The 17,245-nt window shown below is 61.9% G+C and carries 19 protein-coding genes; 6 read left to right on the top strand and 13 right to left on the bottom strand.

The window, feature by feature from the left end; all coding sequences use genetic code 11:
* Positions 1–206: 206 nt before the first annotated feature.
* The 4 genes from rpsD to PZL22_RS10170 all read left to right on the top strand — a co-directional run bounded on the left by rpsD (position 207) and on the right by PZL22_RS10170 (position 3,910).
* The gene (rpsD, locus tag PZL22_RS10185; protein WP_003533017.1) at positions 207–824 is read left to right on the top strand and encodes a 30S ribosomal protein S4; all 618 of its coding nucleotides are present in this window, start codon (positions 207–209) and stop codon (positions 822–824) included.
* 144 nt (positions 825–968) lie between these two features.
* The gene (locus PZL22_RS10180; RefSeq protein ID WP_003533019.1) at positions 969–1,916 is read left to right on the top strand and encodes a glutaminase; all 948 of its coding nucleotides are present in this window, start codon (positions 969–971) and stop codon (positions 1,914–1,916) included.
* A gap of 288 nt (positions 1,917–2,204) precedes the next feature.
* Positions 2,205–3,089 (top strand): tRNA 2-thiocytidine(32) synthetase TtcA, encoded by an 885-nt coding sequence (gene ttcA / locus PZL22_RS10175; protein ID WP_033048891.1) that lies wholly within the window; start codon positions 2,205–2,207, stop codon positions 3,087–3,089.
* Entirely contained in the window at positions 3,086–3,910 is an 825-nt protein-coding gene (locus PZL22_RS10170; protein WP_003531372.1) for an inositol monophosphatase family protein, read from the top strand. Before ttcA ends, PZL22_RS10170 begins: the two co-directional genes overlap by 4 nt.
* Positions 3,911–4,025: 115 nt before the next feature.
* Here the strand turns inward: PZL22_RS10170 and PZL22_RS10165 are convergent, their stop codons facing one another.
* The 8 genes from PZL22_RS10165 to PZL22_RS10130 form a co-directional block, all read right to left on the bottom strand.
* Positions 4,026–5,339, bottom strand: coding sequence for a multidrug effflux MFS transporter (locus PZL22_RS10165; protein ID WP_003531373.1), 1,314 nt, complete (start codon positions 5,337–5,339; stop codon positions 4,026–4,028).
* Between the two features lie 57 nt (positions 5,340–5,396).
* A complete protein-coding gene (locus tag PZL22_RS10160; protein WP_003531374.1) occupies positions 5,397–6,644 on the bottom strand; it encodes a multidrug effflux MFS transporter in 1,248 nt (415 codons plus the stop codon).
* 341 nt (positions 6,645–6,985) lie between these two features.
* Positions 6,986–7,321 carry a Grx4 family monothiol glutaredoxin gene (gene grxD / locus PZL22_RS10155; RefSeq protein ID WP_003531377.1) on the bottom strand — a complete coding sequence of 112 codons (336 nt, stop codon included), beginning with the start codon at positions 7,319–7,321 and terminating at the stop codon, positions 6,986–6,988.
* 164 nt (positions 7,322–7,485) lie between these two features.
* Positions 7,486–7,728: a hypothetical protein gene (locus PZL22_RS10150; RefSeq protein WP_003531384.1), complete on the bottom strand. Its 243-nt coding sequence runs from the start codon at positions 7,726–7,728 to the stop codon at positions 7,486–7,488.
* 7 nt (positions 7,729–7,735) lie between these two features.
* A complete protein-coding gene (locus tag PZL22_RS10145) occupies positions 7,736–7,969 on the bottom strand; it encodes a BolA/IbaG family iron-sulfur metabolism protein (protein ID WP_003531391.1) in 234 nt (77 codons plus the stop codon).
* Positions 7,970–8,094: 125 nt separating this feature from the next.
* A complete protein-coding gene (gene purL / locus PZL22_RS10140; protein WP_003531393.1) occupies positions 8,095–10,326 on the bottom strand; it encodes a phosphoribosylformylglycinamidine synthase subunit PurL in 2,232 nt (743 codons plus the stop codon).
* 417 nt (positions 10,327–10,743) lie between these two features.
* The gene (locus tag PZL22_RS10135; protein WP_033048893.1) at positions 10,744–11,334 is read right to left on the bottom strand and encodes an acyloxyacyl hydrolase; all 591 of its coding nucleotides are present in this window, start codon (positions 11,332–11,334) and stop codon (positions 10,744–10,746) included.
* Between the two features lie 91 nt (positions 11,335–11,425).
* Complete coding sequence (locus PZL22_RS10130) at positions 11,426–12,844, bottom strand: aminotransferase-like domain-containing protein (protein WP_003531397.1); 1,419 nt, start codon at positions 12,842–12,844, stop codon at positions 11,426–11,428.
* A 69-nt stretch (positions 12,845–12,913) separates the two neighbouring features.
* Between PZL22_RS10130 and PZL22_RS10125 the strand changes: the two genes are divergently transcribed.
* On the top strand, positions 12,914–13,168 hold the full coding sequence (locus PZL22_RS10125) for a DUF1127 domain-containing protein (RefSeq protein ID WP_003531399.1): 255 nt from the start codon (positions 12,914–12,916) through the stop codon (positions 13,166–13,168).
* A 103-nt stretch (positions 13,169–13,271) separates the two neighbouring features.
* Here PZL22_RS10125 and PZL22_RS10120 read toward each other — a convergent pair whose 3' ends face one another.
* The 4 genes from PZL22_RS10120 to purC all read right to left on the bottom strand — a co-directional run bounded on the left by PZL22_RS10120 (position 13,272) and on the right by purC (position 15,562).
* Complete coding sequence (locus PZL22_RS10120) at positions 13,272–13,679, bottom strand: hypothetical protein (protein ID WP_003531401.1); 408 nt, start codon at positions 13,677–13,679, stop codon at positions 13,272–13,274.
* 104 nt (positions 13,680–13,783) lie between these two features.
* Positions 13,784–14,455 carry a phosphoribosylformylglycinamidine synthase subunit PurQ gene (purQ, locus tag PZL22_RS10115; RefSeq protein ID WP_003531403.1) on the bottom strand — a complete coding sequence of 224 codons (672 nt, stop codon included), beginning with the start codon at positions 14,453–14,455 and terminating at the stop codon, positions 13,784–13,786.
* Between the two features lie 81 nt (positions 14,456–14,536).
* The gene (purS, locus tag PZL22_RS10110; RefSeq protein ID WP_003531405.1) at positions 14,537–14,779 is read right to left on the bottom strand and encodes a phosphoribosylformylglycinamidine synthase subunit PurS; all 243 of its coding nucleotides are present in this window, start codon (positions 14,777–14,779) and stop codon (positions 14,537–14,539) included.
* Positions 14,780–14,797: 18 nt separating this feature from the next.
* Positions 14,798–15,562, bottom strand: a complete 765-nt coding sequence (purC, locus tag PZL22_RS10105; protein WP_003531407.1) for a phosphoribosylaminoimidazolesuccinocarboxamide synthase — start codon at positions 15,560–15,562, stop codon at positions 14,798–14,800.
* A 228-nt stretch (positions 15,563–15,790) separates the two neighbouring features.
* On the opposite strand from purC, the gene PZL22_RS10100 reads away from it, so the two are divergent.
* On the top strand, positions 15,791–16,105 hold the full coding sequence (locus tag PZL22_RS10100) for a DUF1476 domain-containing protein (protein ID WP_003531408.1): 315 nt from the start codon (positions 15,791–15,793) through the stop codon (positions 16,103–16,105).
* A gap of 64 nt (positions 16,106–16,169) precedes the next feature.
* On the opposite strand, the gene PZL22_RS10095 is transcribed toward PZL22_RS10100, so the two are convergent.
* Positions 16,170–17,228 (bottom strand): 4-oxalomesaconate tautomerase, encoded by a 1,059-nt coding sequence (locus tag PZL22_RS10095; RefSeq protein WP_003531410.1) that lies wholly within the window; start codon positions 17,226–17,228, stop codon positions 16,170–16,172.
* Between the last annotated feature and the right edge of the window lie 17 nt (positions 17,229–17,245).

The raw sequence follows: 17,245 nt of genomic DNA, 5'->3' as shown, positions 1-17,245 counted from the left end.
ATTCCGTTGACAATTCGCCGCCCAGTGCTTAAAGACCCGCTCAACGCCGGGCAGTGATGCCCGGTGTTTCATTTGACATGTCCCGTGGTTTCTCCGGCAGCGATCGTGAGAGGCCTGTCAGAACCCCAAAAATGGATTCAGAGGAGGGCGTGTTTCCTTGATCCGGTTTGGCAATAAACCGGTGTAACACCTTGAAAGGAAATACGATGAGCAAGCGCGAATCGTCCAAGTACAAAATTGACCGCCGTATGGGCGAAAACATCTGGGGCCGTCCGAAGTCCCCGGTGAACCGTCGCGAATATGGTCCGGGCCAGCATGGCCAGCGCCGCAAGTCCAAGCTTTCCGACTTCGGCGTGCAGCTGCGCGCCAAGCAGAAGCTGAAGGGCTACTACGGCGATATCCGTGAAAAGCAGTTCCGTGCGATCTTCGCCGAAGCATCGCGCCGCAAGGGCGATACCCCGGAGAACCTGGTCGGCCTGCTCGAATCGCGCCTCGACGCGATCGTCTACCGCGCCAAGTTCGTCCCGACCGTTTTCGCCGCGCGCCAGTTCGTCAACCATGGCCACGTCAAGGTCAACGGCGTTCGCGTCAACATCGGTTCCTACCGCTGCAAGCCGGGCGACGTCATCGAAGTCAAGGAAAAGTCCAAGCAGCTCGTTACGGTTCTCGAAGCCGTACAGCTCGCCGAGCGCGACGTTCCTGATTACATTGAAGCCGATCACAACAAGATGGTCGCGACCTTCGTTCGCGTTCCCGCTCTCTCCGACGTGCCGTACCCGGTCGTCATGGAGCCGCACCTGGTCGTCGAATTCTATTCGCGTTAATCGGGCTTCGCCTGAAAGAATTTGGAAAACCGCCCGGAAACGGGCGGTTTTTTTGTACGAAGTTGCCGGACGAATCCCATAAGCTGGAGGGGGCGCAGGAATGACTGTCCTGGCCGAGACCGCTTCCGAAGTGAGAAGTGCCGTATGCGCGAGCCGAAACCACAAGAAGACCTCCAGGCGATCATCGACGACATCTATCGGGAACTGACGCCGCGCCTCGGCGAAGGGAAGGTCGCGGACTATATCCCTCAGCTCGCACGCGTCGATGCCGGTCACTTCGGCATGGCGATCGTCACGACGGGTGGCGAGGTCTATCGCGTCGGCGATGCGGAGATGCCGTTCTCCATTCAGAGCATCTCCAAGGTGTTCACGCTCACGCTGGCGCTGGGCAAGCACGGCGAAAACATATGGAACCGGGTGGGGCGAGAGCCTTCGGGCTCGGCCTTCAATTCGATCGTCCAGCTCGAGCATGAGGGTGGCAAGCCGCGCAACCCCTTCATCAATGCCGGCGCGATCAGGATAAGCGACCTCATTCTCGCCGGCCACACGCCGAAGGAACTGATCGGGGAGATCGTTCGCTTCGTTCGTTACCTCGCGGATGACGAGAACATCGTGATCGACCACGAAGTCGCTCGCTCGGAGACAGCGACCGGATACCGCAACATCGCGCTTGCGAATTTCATGCGGTCCTTCGGCCGGCTCGATCATCCGGTCGAGCACGTGCTTGGCGTCTATTTCCATCATTGCGCGCTCGCCATGACCTGCAGCCAGCTCGCCAAGGCCGGGCTGTTTCTAGCCGCCGGCGGCACCAACCCGCTGACCGGGCATTCGGTCGTGTCGCGCCAGCGCGCGCGGCGGATCAATGCACTTATGCTCACCTGCGGCCATTATGACGGCTCCGGCGATTTTGCCTACCGCGTCGGTCTGCCGGGGAAGAGCGGCGTCGGCGGCGGCATCATGGCGGTGGCGCCGGGCAAGGCATCCATTGCCGTCTGGTCGCCGGGACTCAACGATTACGGCAATTCGCTGCTGGGGTCGCTGGCGCTCGAAATGCTGGCAGCGCGTACGGGTTGGTCGGTGTTCGGGCCGTAAGCACGCGGAATGCAGCCGCCCCTCATCCCGCTGCCGCGACCTTCTCCCCGCAGGCGGGGAGAAGGGGACTCGCGGCACCACCTTCGCCACCATGACCATGACCGCCTGCGAACCATCGGGCACGTTCCCTCTCCCCGCGCGCGGGGAGAGGGTTAGGGTGAGGGGGCAAACTGGTTGAGGCCAAGGCTCGCACGCCCGTTTTTTCTTGATCTTCCCGGCAGGACGGGGCAAGTGCTGCTTCAGAAAACAGAGCGCAACCTGCGCCCTACACAATCCGAGATTGCCTCCATGGAACTCGCACAATCCTCCCCGGACGGGACAGACAGCGTCATTGTCGATGACGCCGCCTTCGAAGGTGCGGCCCATCCGCTTTTTTCGCGCATGCCGTCCTCCGTCTCCTTCAACAAGCTGCGCAAGCGCCTGCTCAGACAGGTGCGCCAGGCGCTCGACGATTTCGGCATGCTCAAGGGCTCCAGGCGCTGGCTTGTCGGGGTGTCGGGTGGAAAGGACAGCTACAGCCTGCTGGCGCTGCTGATGGATCTGCAGTGGCGGGGTCTGCTTCCCGTCGAACTCGTCGCCTGCAATCTGGATCAGGGGCAGCCGAACTTTCCGAAGCATGTCCTGCCCGACTATCTCCGGTCGATCGGCGTCAAGCACCGCATCGAATACCGCGACACCTATTCGATCGTGAAGGAGAAGGTGCCGGCGGGCGCGACCTATTGTTCGCTCTGTTCGCGGCTTCGGCGCGGCAATCTTTATCGCATCGCCCGGGAGGAGGGCTGCGACGCATTGGTGCTTGGCCACCATCGGGAGGACATCCTCGAGACCTTCTTCATGAACTTTTTCCATGGCGGGCGCCTGGCGTCCATGCCGGCGAAGCTTCTCAACGACGAGGGCGATCTGACGGTCCTGCGGCCGCTTGCCTATGCAGCGGAAGACGATCTTGCGAAATTCGCCGCGGCCATGGAGTTCCCGATCATTCCCTGCGACCTCTGTGGTTCGCAGGACGGGCTCGAGCGCAACGCGATGAAGGCGATGCTTGCGGATATCGAGCGGCGCATGCCGGGCCGCAAGGACACGATGCTGCGCGCGCTCGGACACGTGAACGCCTCGCATCTGCTCGACCCGAAGCTTTTCGACTTTCAATCCCTCTCTCCGGAGCCCAAAGAATGAGCCATTCCGTCGACATCGCCGCACTTGCCAACCTGCTGCAGGAAGCGGCGGTAAAGGAAATCCTTCCGCGCTTTCGCAATCTCGGCTCCGGCGATGTGCGGATGAAGTCGGAAGCGATCGACCTGGTGACGGAAGGCGACGAGGCCGCCGAGAGGCTGATCAAGGCGAATATCGACGCGATTGCGCCGGGGGCCGTGTTCATCGGCGAAGAATCCGTCGCCGCCGATCCGGCGCTTCTCGACAAGCTCGCCGGTGCCGATCTCGCGATCGTCGTCGATCCGATCGACGGCACCTTCAACTTCGCGGCCGGCCTGCCGCTCTTCGGTGTGATGGCGAGCGTCGTCGCCGGGGGAGAGACCGTCGCCGGGATCATCTACGATCCGCTCGGCAACGACTGGGTCATCGCCGAGCGGGGCTCCGGCGCGTGGATGTGCCGGCCCGACGGCACGCAGGAGAGACTGTCGGTCACTGCCGGGGTCACCGTCGAAAACATGGTGGGCGTCGCATCGGCCGGGTTCTACGCGCAGGCCGAGCGCCGCATCGTCATGGGCAATATGGCGAAGGTCCGGATGGCCACGAGCTATCGCTGCGCGGCGCATGAATACCGCATCTTCGCCGGCGGTCATCTGCACTTCCTGATGTATCAGAAGCTTATGCCGTGGGACCACCTTGCCGGCACCCTGATCGCCGAGGAAGCCGGCGCCTATGCGGCCCGTTTCGACGGCTCACGTTATCTGCCCGCGCATACGAATGGCGGGCTGCTTCTGGCGACCGACAGGGATAGCTGGGAGGAGTTGCGGCGGGAGGTCTTCACCGTCTGATCGGAAAAGACCACCCTTTACATGACAGAGGCCGCCCGGTCTTTCCGGGCGGCCTCTGTCATTAGACCCAATGCAATCCGGACGGAAAACCGTTCACGTTTTTCCTGGAAGCGCTCTAAAGGTGTCCGCCGCCGTGTTCGTGCGTCGCATCGCTGTCGCCCGGATGGGTGAACAGCTTTCCATTCTCCGCCCAGAGCGTCGCCAGGATGGTCAGCAGGCCGAATAAGGCGTAGCCGCCGAAGAGCGGCTGCAGCGTGCCGTCGAAGAGCTGGCCGACGGCACCGCCGATCAGCGCACCGCCGGTGGTGGAGACGAAACCCGTGACGGCGGTTGCCGTACCCGCCAGATGTCCCATCGGCTCGAGGCCGATGGCGGTGAAGTTGGTGGCGATAACGGCGAAGAACATCAGCAATAGCGAAAACAGGAGATAGCTGATGGCGAAGGCCGGAGTGCCTGCGAGCGACAGGACGTAACCGATCGCAGCAAAGAGGGTGAAGAGGATCATCGCGGCATGCGAGATGCGGCGCATGCCGAAACTGCGTACGAAATAGCCGTTGGCGAAGTTCGCGACCGCTATCCCGCCGGCAGTGCCCGCAAAGGCGATCGGCATCCAGTCGCTGAGGTTGTAGACCTCGCCGAAGACCTGCTGAACGCTGACCACATAGGCGCAAATGACGGCGGTAAACAGGGTCATTCCGATCATGTAGCCGCAGGTGACGCGGTTCGTGAGCACCGTGCGGAATCCGGAAAGGACCGCGCCCACCGATAGCGGCAGACGTTCCTCCTTCGGCAGGGACTCCTTCATCCGTGTCAGCGCCCAGACAAACAGGGCGGCGCCGACGACGCCGATCAGGATGAAGATCCAGTGCCAGTCGGCATAGGCGATCACCACCTGGCCAAGTGTCGGCGCGACGATCGGCACGATCATGAAGACGATCATGACGTAGGACATGACGCGCGCCATGTCGCGGCCGCCGAAACAGTCGCGGACGATCGCCATGGTCGTGATGCGCACTGCGGCACCGCCGATCCCCTGGATGAAGCGGAGCAGAAGCAGCGTCTCGATGCTTTCGACCCAGGAGGCGGCGAACATCGACAGGCTGAAGAGCGCAAGGCCGCCAAGGAGAACGGACCGGCGCCCGAAGGCGTCCGAGAGGCTCCCGAAGAATATCTGGGAGAGGCCGAAGCCCAGGAAGAAGACGCCGATCACGAGTTGCGTATCGTTGGCGTTGGCGACGTCGAGCGTCTGGCCGATGCTTGGCAGAGCCGGCAGCATGCTGTCGATCGCGAGCGCAATGCTCGCGGTCATGACCGCAATGGTGACGATGAATTCGACAAGGCCCATTCCGAGGCGCGCGGCGCCCGAGGCCTGATCGGCGTGGCCCGATGATTGTTCACCGAGCGAAGACTGTTGGGAAACGGAAGTCATGTTGAAAATATCCAAAATGGACTGGGAGGAAAAATCGGTGTCCTGGAGCCAATCCGGCTAGCCGGCCGGATTGTGCGGTTTGAAGAGCTTGCCGCCCTCTGCGATCAGCACGCAGACAAGCGCGACGACGGCGACCGTGAAGAAGCCGACCGCAAGGGGCGTGACGCTGTTATTGAAGGCCTGGCCGATGAAGGCGCCGATGATTCCGCCGCCGATCGTCTGCGTGAAGCCGAGAACGGAAGAGGCGGTGCCGGCCACGTGGCCGAGCGGCTCCATCGCCATGGCGTTGAAGTTGGCGGCGATCAGCCCGAACTGGAACATGGTGGCGGCATGAAGGAGCATGAAAAGCGGCAAAGGCAGCGGCCCGATCAATGAAGCCGACATCCAGATGAAACTCGCCAGCGTGAAGCCGAGAAGTGCTGCATGCGACAATGCCCGCATCCCGAACGTCCGGACGAGTCGCGAATTGGTGAAGGAGGCGACCGCCATCATGCCGGCGAAAGCGGCGAAAACGGCCGGAAACCAGACGCCAAGACCATAGATGCCGACGAGAATCTGTTGCGCCGAGTTGATGAAACCGAAGAGAGCGCCGAGGAGGGCGGACGTCGCGAGCGTATAGAACAGCGCCAGCCGGTTCGTCAGCACGATGCGGAAGCCCGCAAGTATGGACGAGGCCGTGAAGGGGCGCCGGTTGGCGTGAGCCAAAGTCTCCCGAAGGCGCAAGGCGACCGGAAGCCCTACGGCAACCGCGAACAGAGCGATCACGACGAAGATCATGTGCCACTCGGAAAAGAGCATGATCAATTGTCCGATGCTCGGTGCGATGACCGGGACGATCATGAATACCATCATCACCAGCGACATGATCTCGGCCATCTGCCGCCCGCCATAGACATCGCGCACGATGGAAACGGTGATGACACGGGTTGCAGCCGCGCCTATGCCCTGCACGAGCCGAAGGAACAGGAGTGCCCCGAAGGTCGGTACGAACACGATCGCAAGAGCGCTGACGCCGTAAAGTGCCAGCCCGCCCAACAATGGTGCCCTTCGCCCGAAGCGATCGGACAGCGGGCCGAAGAAGAGCTGCGCGAACCCCATGCCGAGCAGGTAGGCGGTTATGACGTATTGCCGATGGTTCTCATCCGCCACGCCGAGGCTCGCGCCGATTTCCTGCAGCCCCGGCAGCATGATGTCGATCGAGATCGCGTTGATGGACATCAGCATGGCCATCAATGCAATGAACTGGACTTTCGTCAGTCCGGAGATGGTGGCGGCTTGGTCTATGGGCCTTGTCATTTCATACATCCTGCCGGCTGCAGCTTTCCTGCAGCCGGTTCTTCGCCACGCCGAGCCAGTGCGTGGCACGTTTCGCAATGATTTGGATCTGCTGAATAAACTCAGTCTTTTGTTGTGTCGGATCGAAAAGGACGCAGTACTTGCCGGTGGAAATCGGAGCAGGCCGCACCCCGGACAGGGCTGCATGCGAGACCGCGCGCCCGCTCGTCCATGGCGATTCATGATTGGCGTGAATTTCGCCGCCCGCTCATGAAGCGTATTGAAAATTAGATGCGCGGCATATTGCTTCGGAATCAAAAAAGGCGGTTACCCGCCTTTTCCGATCATCGCGAAGATGCGTTTCGGAAGTGTCAGGCGGCGCCCTTGACGGAGATACCCTGTCCCTGAAGAAGCGACTGCAACTCGCCAGCCTGGAACATTTCCCGCACGATGTCGCAACCGCCGACGAATTCGCCCTTCACATAAAGCTGCGGAATGGTCGGCCAGTTGGAATAATCCTTGATGCCCTGGCGCAGATCGGCATCGGCGAGCACGTTGATGCCCTTATAGTCGACGCCGACGTAATCCAGGATCTGCACCACCTGGCCGGAGAAACCACACTGCGGAAACTGCGGCGTTCCCTTCATGAAAAGAACGACGTCGTTGCTCTTGACCTCGTTATCGATGAAATCGTTGATTCCGCTCATCTCGTCTTCCTTCCTGCGCCGGTTTCAAGGACCGGATATCGATTGGGGTCTAGATAGCACGCATGGACGTGGTTTTCACCACCCAATCGCAAAATTATTGATGGTCCCTCAAAGTTCGGCTTCCGCACCACTCTCGGGGCGGGATGAGGCTTAGAACACGTGATCTAGGCCGAGCGGCGGCGCATTTTGGTCCGGGAAGCCGCGGTCCGGCGACGGCTCACCTGCTTCTTTGCCGGTTTACGGAAGGCCGCCTCGACGATGTCAGCCAGTATGCCGCCTGACTTGGCTTTCCTGCTTCGCCGTTTCGCCCGCTTGGCCGCGGTTCCGGTCGCTCTGGTTTTCTTGAGGATCTCTTTCAACGCGCTGTCAACGACCCCGCTTACGAGCTCCTTGATCAGGTCGGCCATTTCCGTCTTACTCCGGCGCGCTGGTTTGAAGGGCAAGTGCATGGAGTATGCCGCCCATGTTGCCCTTCAAGGCATTGTAGACCATCTGGTGCTGCTGCACGCGCGTCTTGCCACGAAACGCTTCGGCCACGACTTCGGCGGCATAGTGGTCGCCGTCGCCGGCCAGATCACGAATCGTGACCTTTGCGCCGGGAATCCCGGCCTTGATCATGTCTTCGATATCGCCTGGTGCCATGGGCATGATACGCCAACTCCCTTGTTATTCTTGCGGCGCGGCCGCATTGCCGCCGCCCGCTATGAGCTCAAGGGAAACACGATTCAGGGGCCGAAGGCAAATGCTGTTTCGGCCGCCTGCCGGCCGGCGGGTCAATTGTCCGGTGCGAGATCGCCGCCCATGTAATTGGGGAACCACGCTTCATGTGCGGAACGCAATTCATCGACGGATACGGGCCTGGCGTCTCCGAGCTGCACCGCATTCCCGCCTGTCCTGCCGATCACCGGCAGCGCAACGCCGGCGGCTTTTGCACGTGCGGCCACCGTCTCGGCCGAGCCCTCGGCCACGGTTACGACATAGCGGCCCTGGTCTTCGCCGTAGAAGACCGGGATCGGGTCGTGTCCCGCAGGTGCATCGATCGTCGCGCCGATGCCGGAAGCGATGGCCATCTCGGCGACGGCGAGCGCAAGTCCGCCCGAGGAACAATCGTGCACGGCCGTAACCAGGCCGTCCTCGATCAAGCCGCGAACGAAATCGCCGACCTGGCGTTCATGGCCGAGGTCGACATGCGGCGCCGGACCGTCGGTGCGGCCGTGTATATCGCGCATGTAGACCGACTGGCCGATATGCGTTCCCCAGCTCTCCGGAGCGCCGGCGAGCAGGATGGTTTCGTTCGCCGCCGCAAAGCGAATCCGCGCCATCTTCGACCAGTCGCGGACGAGGCCGACGCCTCCGATGGTGGGGGTCGGCAGGATCGCCTGGCCGTTGGTCTCGTTGTAGAGCGAGACGTTGCCGGAGACGATCGGGAAGTCGAGTGCCTGGCAGGCTTCGCCGATGCCTTTGATCGCATGGACGAGCTGGCTCATGATCTCCGGCCGTTCGGGATTACCGAAGTTCAAATTATCGGTCGCGGCGAGCGGCAGCGCGCCGGTCGCAGTCAGGTTTCGCCAGCACTCGGCGACCGCCTGCTTGCCGCCCTCGAACGGATCGGCTTCGACATAGCGCGGCGTAACGTCCGAAGAAAAGGCAAGTGCCTTCGTCTGATGGCCCTCGACGCGGATTACGCCGGCGTCGCCGCCCGGCAGCTGCAGCGAATTGCCCTGGATCAGCGTGTCATATTGCTCATAGACCCAGCGGCGCGAGGAATTGTTGGCGGAGCCGACGAGCTTCAGAAGCGCATCGGAAACATCAGCCTGCGGGACGTCGTTGGTGGCGAGCGGCGAGGGTGCCCTTGCCGGCGTCCAGGGGCGGTCGTATTCCGGCGCCTCGTCGCCGAGCTCCTTGATCGGCAGATTCGCCACTTCTTCGCCCTGGTGCAGGATGCGGAAACGCAGATCGTCGGTGGTCTTGCCCACGATCGCGAAATCGAGGCCCCACTTGACGAAGATCGCCTTGGCTTCCTCTTCCTTTTCCGGGCGCAGCACCATCAGCATGCGCTCCTGGCTTTCGGAAAGCATCATCTCGTAAGCCGTCATGCGCTCTTCGCGCACCGGCACCTTGTCGAGATCGAGTTCGATGCCGAGATCGCCCTTGGCGCCCATTTCGACGGCCGAGCAGGTGAGGCCGGCAGCGCCCATGTCCTGGATCGCAATGACCGCGCCGGTCTGCATCAGCTCCAGGCAGGCTTCGAGCAGGCATTTCTCGGTGAAGGGGTCGCCGACCTGAACGGTCGGGCGCTTCTCCTCGATCGACTCGTCGAACTCGGCCGATGCCATCGTCGCACCGCCGACACCGTCGCGTCCGGTCTTGGCGCCGAGATACACGACCGGGAGGCCGACGCCTTCCGCCTTCGAATAGAAGATCGCGTCGGTCTTGGCGAGCCCCGCCGCGAAGGCATTGACGAGGATATTGCCATTGTAGCGCGCGTCGAACTCGACTTCGCCGCCGACCGTCGGCACGCCGAAGGAATTGCCGTAGCCGCCGACGCCTGCAACGACGCCCGAGACGAGGTGGCGGGTCTTCGGGTGATCCGGCGAACCGAACCGCAACGCGTTCATCGCCGCTACCGGACGCGCACCCATCGTGAAGACATCACGCAGAATGCCGCCCACGCCCGTTGCCGCTCCCTGGTAGGGTTCGATGTAGGAGGGATGGTTGTGGCTCTCCATCTTGAAGACGACGCAGTCACCGTCGTCGATGTCGACCACGCCGGCGTTCTCGCCAGGGCCCTGGATGACGCGCGGCCCCTTGGTCGGAAGCGTGCGCAGCCATTTCTTCGAGGATTTGTAGGAGCAATGCTCGTTCCACATCGCCGAGAAGATGCCAAGCTCCGTAAAGGTCGGCTCGCGCCCGATCAGGTTCAGGATGCGTTCGTATTCGTCGGGCTTGAGCCCGTGCGAGGCGATCAGGTCCGGGGTGATTGGGCGGGTGTTGGAAATCGTCATCGTCGACCGTCAAATCCTTCGGGCGGCGCGCAGCCCTCGCTTCAAGGGAAGGCGCGTGCGTACCGCAACGTAACAGGGGCGCTTTGCGGCTTCTTTAGCCTATGCTGCGGCGCGGCGCGACAGAAAAATACGGCCGATCAACAGGGCGGCAGCCCGGATTTCAGCCAGGCGGGCCGGGGCTCTAGATCACGATGTTTTTTAGGTCGGGTCGACCTGAGTTTATGACGGCTGCTGCGAGATGGATGATGGCGTTGGTGCTCTGGTGGGTTTGTCGGCGCGTAGGGCGGTGCGGACAAGGTTGCCGAGCGCGTCGGTCAGCGTGGGGAGGACTGCAATCTCTCCTCCTCATCTCTGTGACGAGCACAGGGATGAGGAAATCAAACAAGTAGCGGCGGGTATCCCAAATCTCAACAGGTCTTAGAACGTGTAGCCGAGCATCAACCCCGCACGCGTGAGCCCGTCGTTCGGACCGTCGCAGAGGTTGGCATTGGATGCATGCTCGAGCGTGGCCGAGAGATTCCAGTGGTCGTCGAAACGGTAGCCCGCGGCCGCATATTCGCGAAACAGCAGCCGGCAGCCGAGTTTCGGTCCGTCCGATCCATCGTCATCGAGATCGCCGTCATGCACCGTGGCGCCGGCGCCCAGCTCGATGAAGAAGCGCTCGGTGATGTCGGCATCCCAACTCAAGCCGGCGTAGATCTCGCTCGCGCCGCTCGACGAGGTCGCGACGGAGGCGCCGGCATGGATTCGCGGCCGCAGGATTTTTTCGGCAAGACCGTTTGCGCTGCCGGCGCCGAGCGGATCGAAGAACACTGTAACGGAAGGGAAGACCCCGTCTTCCTGATTTGAGCCGTCGCCGATCGAGGTCGTAGCGCCGAACCGCAATTCATCGAAGACACTTTCTGCTGCACCGGCCTGAGAATTACCGATGAGTGCGCTCGAAAGTGTCAGGGCTGCTGCAATGAATATAAACGGTCCCCGACCTGCAACCGAGCGGAAATCTCTCATGCTCAAACCTTCCAGTGCGAATCAATCTCTGCGGGATCAAAAGCAAGAGTAGATTGCCGAGGCTTGCGCGAAATTCACCTTTAAAAACTAATCAATCGAAACTGTCGTATCCGGCGCGCCCGCTATCGAGAAGCCGGCGTAGTATTTCGAAGCCTCTTCGCACCTCGGATCGTTCGGTGGGCGAGGAGAAACCGACGCGGATACGATGGAAAACCCGGTCGGAGCGTCCGGCCTTGAACTCATCCTCATCGTCGATGAGAACGCCCTCCTGCAGGGCGGCCTGCTTGAAGGTTCCGGAAAGCCAGGGCTCGGGCAGCTTCAGCCAGAAAAACGGGATCTTCGGATGCGAGTTGAAATCGAAGCCCGTAAAGATCTCGCGCGCCAGAGCTTCGCGTGCGCCGATTTCCTCGACGCCGCGATTGCGCAATACCGACGCCGATCCGGAGAGGACCAGACGGGCGCAAAGCTCCGCGAGAATGAAAGGCAGGCCGCCGCTCACCATCTTGTGGGCGACGCGGATGCGCTGGCTGAAATGCGGCGGGCAGGCGACCCAGCCGCCGCGTACGCCGGCAGCAACGGACTTCGAAAGACCGCCGACGAGGAAGGTCCGCTCGGGCGCTAGTTCCATCAGCAACGGGAGCGGGTCTCCGGTCATGGAACCGTAGAGATTGTCCTCGACCAGCCAGACGCCGTATTTGCGCGCGATGTCGGCGATTGCCTGGCGCCGGTCGAGCGGCATGACCGCGACCGTCGGGTTCTGCGCGCCGGGCATCAGAAAGGCGAGTTTCGGGTGCTGCTGGGCACAGACACGCTCGAAATCCTCCGGCCGCATCCCGAATTCGTCACTTTCCACCAGCGCGATCCGCCGGCCGATGAGGCCGGCGCTGCGGCTGATCTGGGAATAGGTCAACGTCTCGAAGGCGATGCGGTCGCCAGGGGAGGTGACGGCCGAGATCACCGCGACGACGGCGGCATGAGCCCCAAGCGTCGGAACGACCGTTTCCGGTCCCGGCCGGAAATTGCCGCGTGCCAGCCATTGAGACCCGGCTTCGAACCAATGATCCGGAAAGTTGCGGGCATAGCTCGCAATGTCCCCGTGATGCTCGCGACTGATATCTCCAAGCAATTGCGCCAGAATGTCGCCCTGTCCGATATCAGGAGCGGCGGTGCTGTCGAAGCGGAGTTTGCCGGCCGGGGCTATGAGCGGGCGTGTCCCTGAAAGCGACGTCGTCAGCGGATCCGACTGCTCCGGCGGCCGGCTTTCCGGATGATCGAGAACGTAGGTGCCGCGGCCGACCTCGCCGCTGACGAGACCACGTTCGCGCACAATGCCGTAGGCACGCCCGATCGTGCCGATCGTCACGCCGACATCGAAAGCGAGATTGCGCTGGGGCGGCAGCTTCGTACCTGCGGGCAGGGTGCCGTTGCCGATCGCCTCTTCGATCTGATCGGCAATGCGCGCGTAAAGCGGCCCGTGACCTTGTTCAATGTCGGGAAGCCAAGTTGTCATAGTGACAATTCTCTATATTGCGCGACATTCTGTGTCAATTATCTCAAGGCGGCAGATGCAATGCGAGCAATGGTGATGACAATGGGTGCAATTGATGCAATTCGGCCCTCGGAGCGAAATCCGCCGCCACCGGCGCGCTTCGGCATTGATTCACGAAGTGGCGCGGGAAACGTGTTGTCGCGGCTTTGGCAGCTTTATTGCAAACTGGCGTCCAAAAGGCGCAGCCGGCTGGCGCTCGACGAACTGAGCACGCATCTGCTCGACGATATAGGCGTGAGCGAAAAGGAGGCGCGGCGCGAGTCGGCCGTCCCTTTCTGGCGGTAGGGTGTCCGGCAAATGTTTCCTCCCTCACCCCTGTGAGAGACACGGGAATGAGGGCAATGAGAGCGTCGCCACGCGGAAGGTGGCGTTGCCGAAGATGGTCGGATCAGCTGCAGCCTTTGCCGCCGGCGGCCCAGCGGCGCACATCCGCGGCGATGCGCGTCCCTACGGGTTCGCTCATCAACGGACCGAAGGCCTGCAGGCGGGCGGGTTGACCCTCGGCCTCGACCACGGCAAGCGGGCGCGATTCCGGTGATTTGCGCGGGACAATCAGGATGCGCGGGCGTCCGGAGAAGGAGTTGAGTTCGGGGGCGAGGCGATAGGCTTTGAACGCCGCATCACCCGACTTGAACCAGCAGCCGCTCGCGCCGAGAGCGACGCGCTCCATCGTCGGCAGCGCGGCGGAACTCGCGGCCGGTGCGGCGGGACGCCCCGACTGGCAAGCGGCGACAAGCGTCAGGCTGGCGGCAACGCAGGCGAGCGCAAGGGAACGTCCGTTAAAAATGGATGACATAGGAGGTCTCGCGGACTGGTGGCGAACGCCGCCTTCCAGCGGCGACCGGAGCAATTTCAGAAAGTACGAAGCGGTTTTCCACCCGTATTGCTACATGACAAAACTTAAGCAGCAATTACATCCAGCGCGGAGGCGAAGAGACCCCGGCCGTCCGCGCCGCCATGAGCGGACTCGATCAGGTTTTCCGGATGCGGCATCATGCCGAGCACATTGCCCTTCGCGTTCAGGACGCCGGCAATGTCGTTGACGGAGCCGTTCGGATTGGTTCCTTCGGCATAGCGGAACACGACCTGGCCATTGCCTTCGATTGCCTTCAACGTTTCAGCATCGGCGAAATAGTTGCCGTCATGGTGGGCGACGGGGCTGCGGATCACCTGACCCTTGGCGTAGGTGCGGGTGAAAGCGGTGTCGGCGTTGACGACTTCGAGCTTCACCTCGCGGCAGACGAACTTCAGCGAGGCGTTGCGCATCAGCGCGCCTGGCAGGAGGCCCGCCTCGACGAGGATTTGGAAACCGTTGCAGACGCCGAGTACGCGCACGCCTTGCTCTGCCTTGGCCTTGATCGCCTGCATCACCGGCATGCGTGCAGCGATCGCGCCGCAGCGCAGGTAGTCGCCATAGGAGAAGCCGCCGGGAATGACGATCAGGTCCACATCCGGGATTTCGGTCTCCGTCTGCCAGACGGTGACCGGCGCCTTGCCGGAAATCTTCGTCAGCGCCGCGATCATGTCGCGGTCGCGATTGAGACCAGGAAGCTGAACGACGGCGGACTTCATGACGTACCTATCTTGCCTTTGCCCCCGGCATATAAGGATTTCCGGGGTTGTTTCAACGCAGTGCAATGGCCGCCCCCGCCGTCAGGCGAGGGAGATGCTGTAGTTTTCGATAACGGTGTTGGCGAGCAGCTTTTCGCACATGGCCTTGAGGTCGGCTTCCGCCTTGGCCTTGTCGGCGGTTTCGAGCTGAAGATCGAAGACCTTGCCCTGCCGCACCTGGCCAATGCCGTCAAAGCCGAGGGCGCCGAGCGCGCCTTCGATCGCTTTGCCCTGCGGGTCGAGAACACCGTTCTTCAGCGTCACGGTTACGCGTGCCTTGATCACTTTTGCTTATCCCCGAGATTACTTGACCAGCACCGGACCCGAACCGCGCGGCGGCTCGTTTTCATTGATGATGCCGAGGCGGCGGGCCACTTCCTGATAGGCTTCGACAAGTCCGCCCATATCGCGGCGGAACCGGTCCTTGTCCATCTTCTCCTTCGTCTCGATGTCCCAGAGACGGCAGCTGTCGGGGGAAATCTCGTCGGCCAGGACGATGCGCATCATGTCGCCCTCATAGAGGCGGCCGCATTCGACCTTGAAGTCGACGAGCTGGATGCCGACGCCGAGGAAGAGGCCGGAAAGGAAATCGTTGATGCGGATGGCGAGCGCCATGATGTCGTCGAGTTCCTGCGGGCTCGCCCAGCCGAAAGCCGTGATGTGCTCTTCGGAGACCATCGGGTCGTCGAGGGCGTCGGCCTTGTAATAGAATTCGATGATCGAGCGCGGCAGTACGGTGCCTTCCTCGATGCCGAGGCGCTTGGCAAGAGATCCGGCAGCAACATTGCGCACGACGATCTCGAGCGGAATGATTTCCACTTCCTTGATCAACTGCTCGCGCATGTTGAGGCGGCGGATGAAATGGGTCGGAATGCCGATCTTGTTCAGATGGGTGAAGATGTACTCGGAAATCCGGTTGTTGAGCACGCCCTTGCCGTCGATGACGTCATGTTTCTTCTTGTTGAAGGCGGTGGCGTCGTCCTTGAAGAACTGGATCAGCGTGCCCGGTTCCGGACCCTCGTAAAGGATCTTGGCCTTGCCCTCGTAGATACGGCGGCGACGATTCATGGATCTGTCTCTGTGGTTGTTGGCGCTCTTGGGAGGCGCATTGGGAATTTTCTCAGCGGGTCCATATCCGAAAAGAAGACAATTAACAATCGGCGTGTCTTTCCATCCCCGGATTAGATTAGGCTATCATGAAAGTCGCCGAAGGCGAAAAGGCGCATTGCACTTTCGAGAGCCTTTTGGTTTATGCGATGGTGCTTCGGGCAGTATATTTTTGAGGGAGATCGATTGATGACCACGATGCAGGATCGCGAGAAGGCTTTCGAGGCGAAGTTCGCACTGGACGAGGAGTTGAGGTTCAAGGCGACCGCACGCCGCAACAAACTGCTTGGCCTTTGGGCCGCCGGTCTGCTCGCCAAGTCGGACCCGGAAGCCTATGCGAGCGAAATCGTCGCCGCGGACTTCGAAGAGGCCGGGCACGAGGACGTCGTGCGCAAGATCAAGACCGATTTCGATGCGGCCGGCGTTGCCATATCCGAAGACGACATTCGCGTCCGCATGATTGAGTTGCTCTCGGAAGCGGTCGCACAGCTACAGAAAAACTGAACCGATACCTCCATGCCGCCGCCCGGCAGAGACCGGGCGGCGTTTCTTTGAGCCGCGCCCGCTGTCATGCGAAGACGCGACCATCGAAGAGCTTTCGCGCGGTGCGCAGAAACGAGCATTCCTCCACGCTGCCGGCGTTGTCGAGCCGAAGCAGGATTTCCATACGTCCCGTCGGGTGCTCGACGGCCACGGTCTTTTCCTCGCCCTCCGGCAAAATGGCCAGGGACGCTGCGGGACTGTTTGGCAGCAGGCACGCCGTGGCCACGCTGAGTGCGCCAAAGACGCCGATCGAAGCATGTACGCGGTGGGGAATGAAGCTGCGGGTCATGATGGCGCCGCCATTCACCGGAAGGGCGACCAAGGTCATCTTGGGTACGGACTTTTTCGTGACGTCGCCCAAATTCATCAGCGGTCCTGCGGCGAGGCGGATGCGCTCGATACGCGCCTTGACGGACTCGTTCGCCTCGAGCTCTTCGCGGCTCTCATACCCCGTCAGGCCGAAATCCGCCGCCCGCATGACAACGACCGGCATTCCGTTGTCGATCAGCGTGCAGGCAACACCCTCGATCTCGTTTGCGGCGGAGCCGGTCGGCAGCAATGCGCCACAGCTTGAACCGGCGGCGTCCGTAAAGGTCAGATAGACGGGTGCTGCGGGAGTCGGCACTCCGTCGATCGATGCGTCGCCCGCATAGACCGGTCGGCCGTTCGCGGTGCGGATGCGCGCGACAGCCGACTGGGACGTGTTCTCCATGTAGATTCGGATGGCGGTTTCGCCTTCCGCGGCTTCGACCAGCCCGCGCTCGACGGCAAAAGCGCCGACTCCGGCAAGTATATTGCCGCAATTCTGGCTGTCGCTTACCAGTGCCTGATCGACGAAGACCTGGAGAAAGAGAAAGTCTACGTCGAAATCGGGCCGCGCCGAGGCGCGAACGACGGCCACCTTGCTCGTCAGCGGATCGGCCCCGCCGATGCCGTCGATCTGACGCGGGTCGGGCGACCCCATGATGCGCAGCAGGAGCCGGTCGCGCTCCCCGGCGTCGGCGGGAAGATCGTCGGCGAGGAAATAGGCGCCTTTCGACGTGCCGCCCCTCATCATCATGCACGCGATGCCATCCGGCGTCATGTGTTCACTCCTGTCAG

The sequence above is a fragment of the Ensifer meliloti genome (assembly GCF_030064585.1).
Classification (GTDB): domain Bacteria; phylum Pseudomonadota; class Alphaproteobacteria; order Rhizobiales; family Rhizobiaceae; genus Sinorhizobium; species Sinorhizobium meliloti.
Note: the sequence above shows the minus strand (reverse complement) of the source record. Positions and strands in the feature narration are given on the sequence as shown.

Excerpts from the sequence above, each read along its gene's own strand:
- rpsD (WP_003533017.1), top strand. The coding sequence starts at position 207 with ATGAGCAAGCGCGAATCGTCCAAGTACAAAATTGACCGCCGTATGGGC.
- PZL22_RS10180 (WP_003533019.1), top strand. The coding sequence starts at position 969 with ATGCGCGAGCCGAAACCACAAGAAGACCTCCAGGCGATCATCGACGAC.
- ttcA (WP_033048891.1), top strand. The coding sequence starts at position 2,205 with ATGGAACTCGCACAATCCTCCCCGGACGGGACAGACAGCGTCATTGTC.
- PZL22_RS10170 (WP_003531372.1), top strand. The coding sequence starts at position 3,086 with ATGAGCCATTCCGTCGACATCGCCGCACTTGCCAACCTGCTGCAGGAA.
- PZL22_RS10165 (WP_003531373.1), bottom strand. The coding sequence starts at position 5,339 with ATGACTTCCGTTTCCCAACAGTCTTCGCTCGGTGAACAATCATCGGGC.
- PZL22_RS10160 (WP_003531374.1), bottom strand. The coding sequence starts at position 6,644 with ATGTATGAAATGACAAGGCCCATAGACCAAGCCGCCACCATCTCCGGA.
- grxD (WP_003531377.1), bottom strand. The coding sequence starts at position 7,321 with ATGAGCGGAATCAACGATTTCATCGATAACGAGGTCAAGAGCAACGAC.
- PZL22_RS10150 (WP_003531384.1), bottom strand. The coding sequence starts at position 7,728 with ATGGCCGACCTGATCAAGGAGCTCGTAAGCGGGGTCGTTGACAGCGCG.
- PZL22_RS10145 (WP_003531391.1), bottom strand. The coding sequence starts at position 7,969 with ATGCCCATGGCACCAGGCGATATCGAAGACATGATCAAGGCCGGGATT.
- purL (WP_003531393.1), bottom strand. The coding sequence starts at position 10,326 with ATGACGATTTCCAACACCCGCCCAATCACCCCGGACCTGATCGCCTCG.
- PZL22_RS10135 (WP_033048893.1), bottom strand. The coding sequence starts at position 11,334 with ATGAGAGATTTCCGCTCGGTTGCAGGTCGGGGACCGTTTATATTCATT.
- PZL22_RS10130 (WP_003531397.1), bottom strand. The coding sequence starts at position 12,844 with ATGACAACTTGGCTTCCCGACATTGAACAAGGTCACGGGCCGCTTTAC.
- PZL22_RS10125 (WP_003531399.1), top strand. The coding sequence starts at position 12,914 with ATGGTGATGACAATGGGTGCAATTGATGCAATTCGGCCCTCGGAGCGA.
- PZL22_RS10120 (WP_003531401.1), bottom strand. The coding sequence starts at position 13,679 with ATGTCATCCATTTTTAACGGACGTTCCCTTGCGCTCGCCTGCGTTGCC.
- purQ (WP_003531403.1), bottom strand. The coding sequence starts at position 14,455 with ATGAAGTCCGCCGTCGTTCAGCTTCCTGGTCTCAATCGCGACCGCGAC.
- purC (WP_003531407.1), bottom strand. The coding sequence starts at position 15,562 with ATGAATCGTCGCCGCCGTATCTACGAGGGCAAGGCCAAGATCCTTTAC.
- PZL22_RS10100 (WP_003531408.1), top strand. The coding sequence starts at position 15,791 with ATGACCACGATGCAGGATCGCGAGAAGGCTTTCGAGGCGAAGTTCGCA.
- PZL22_RS10095 (WP_003531410.1), bottom strand. The coding sequence starts at position 17,228 with ATGACGCCGGATGGCATCGCGTGCATGATGATGAGGGGCGGCACGTCG.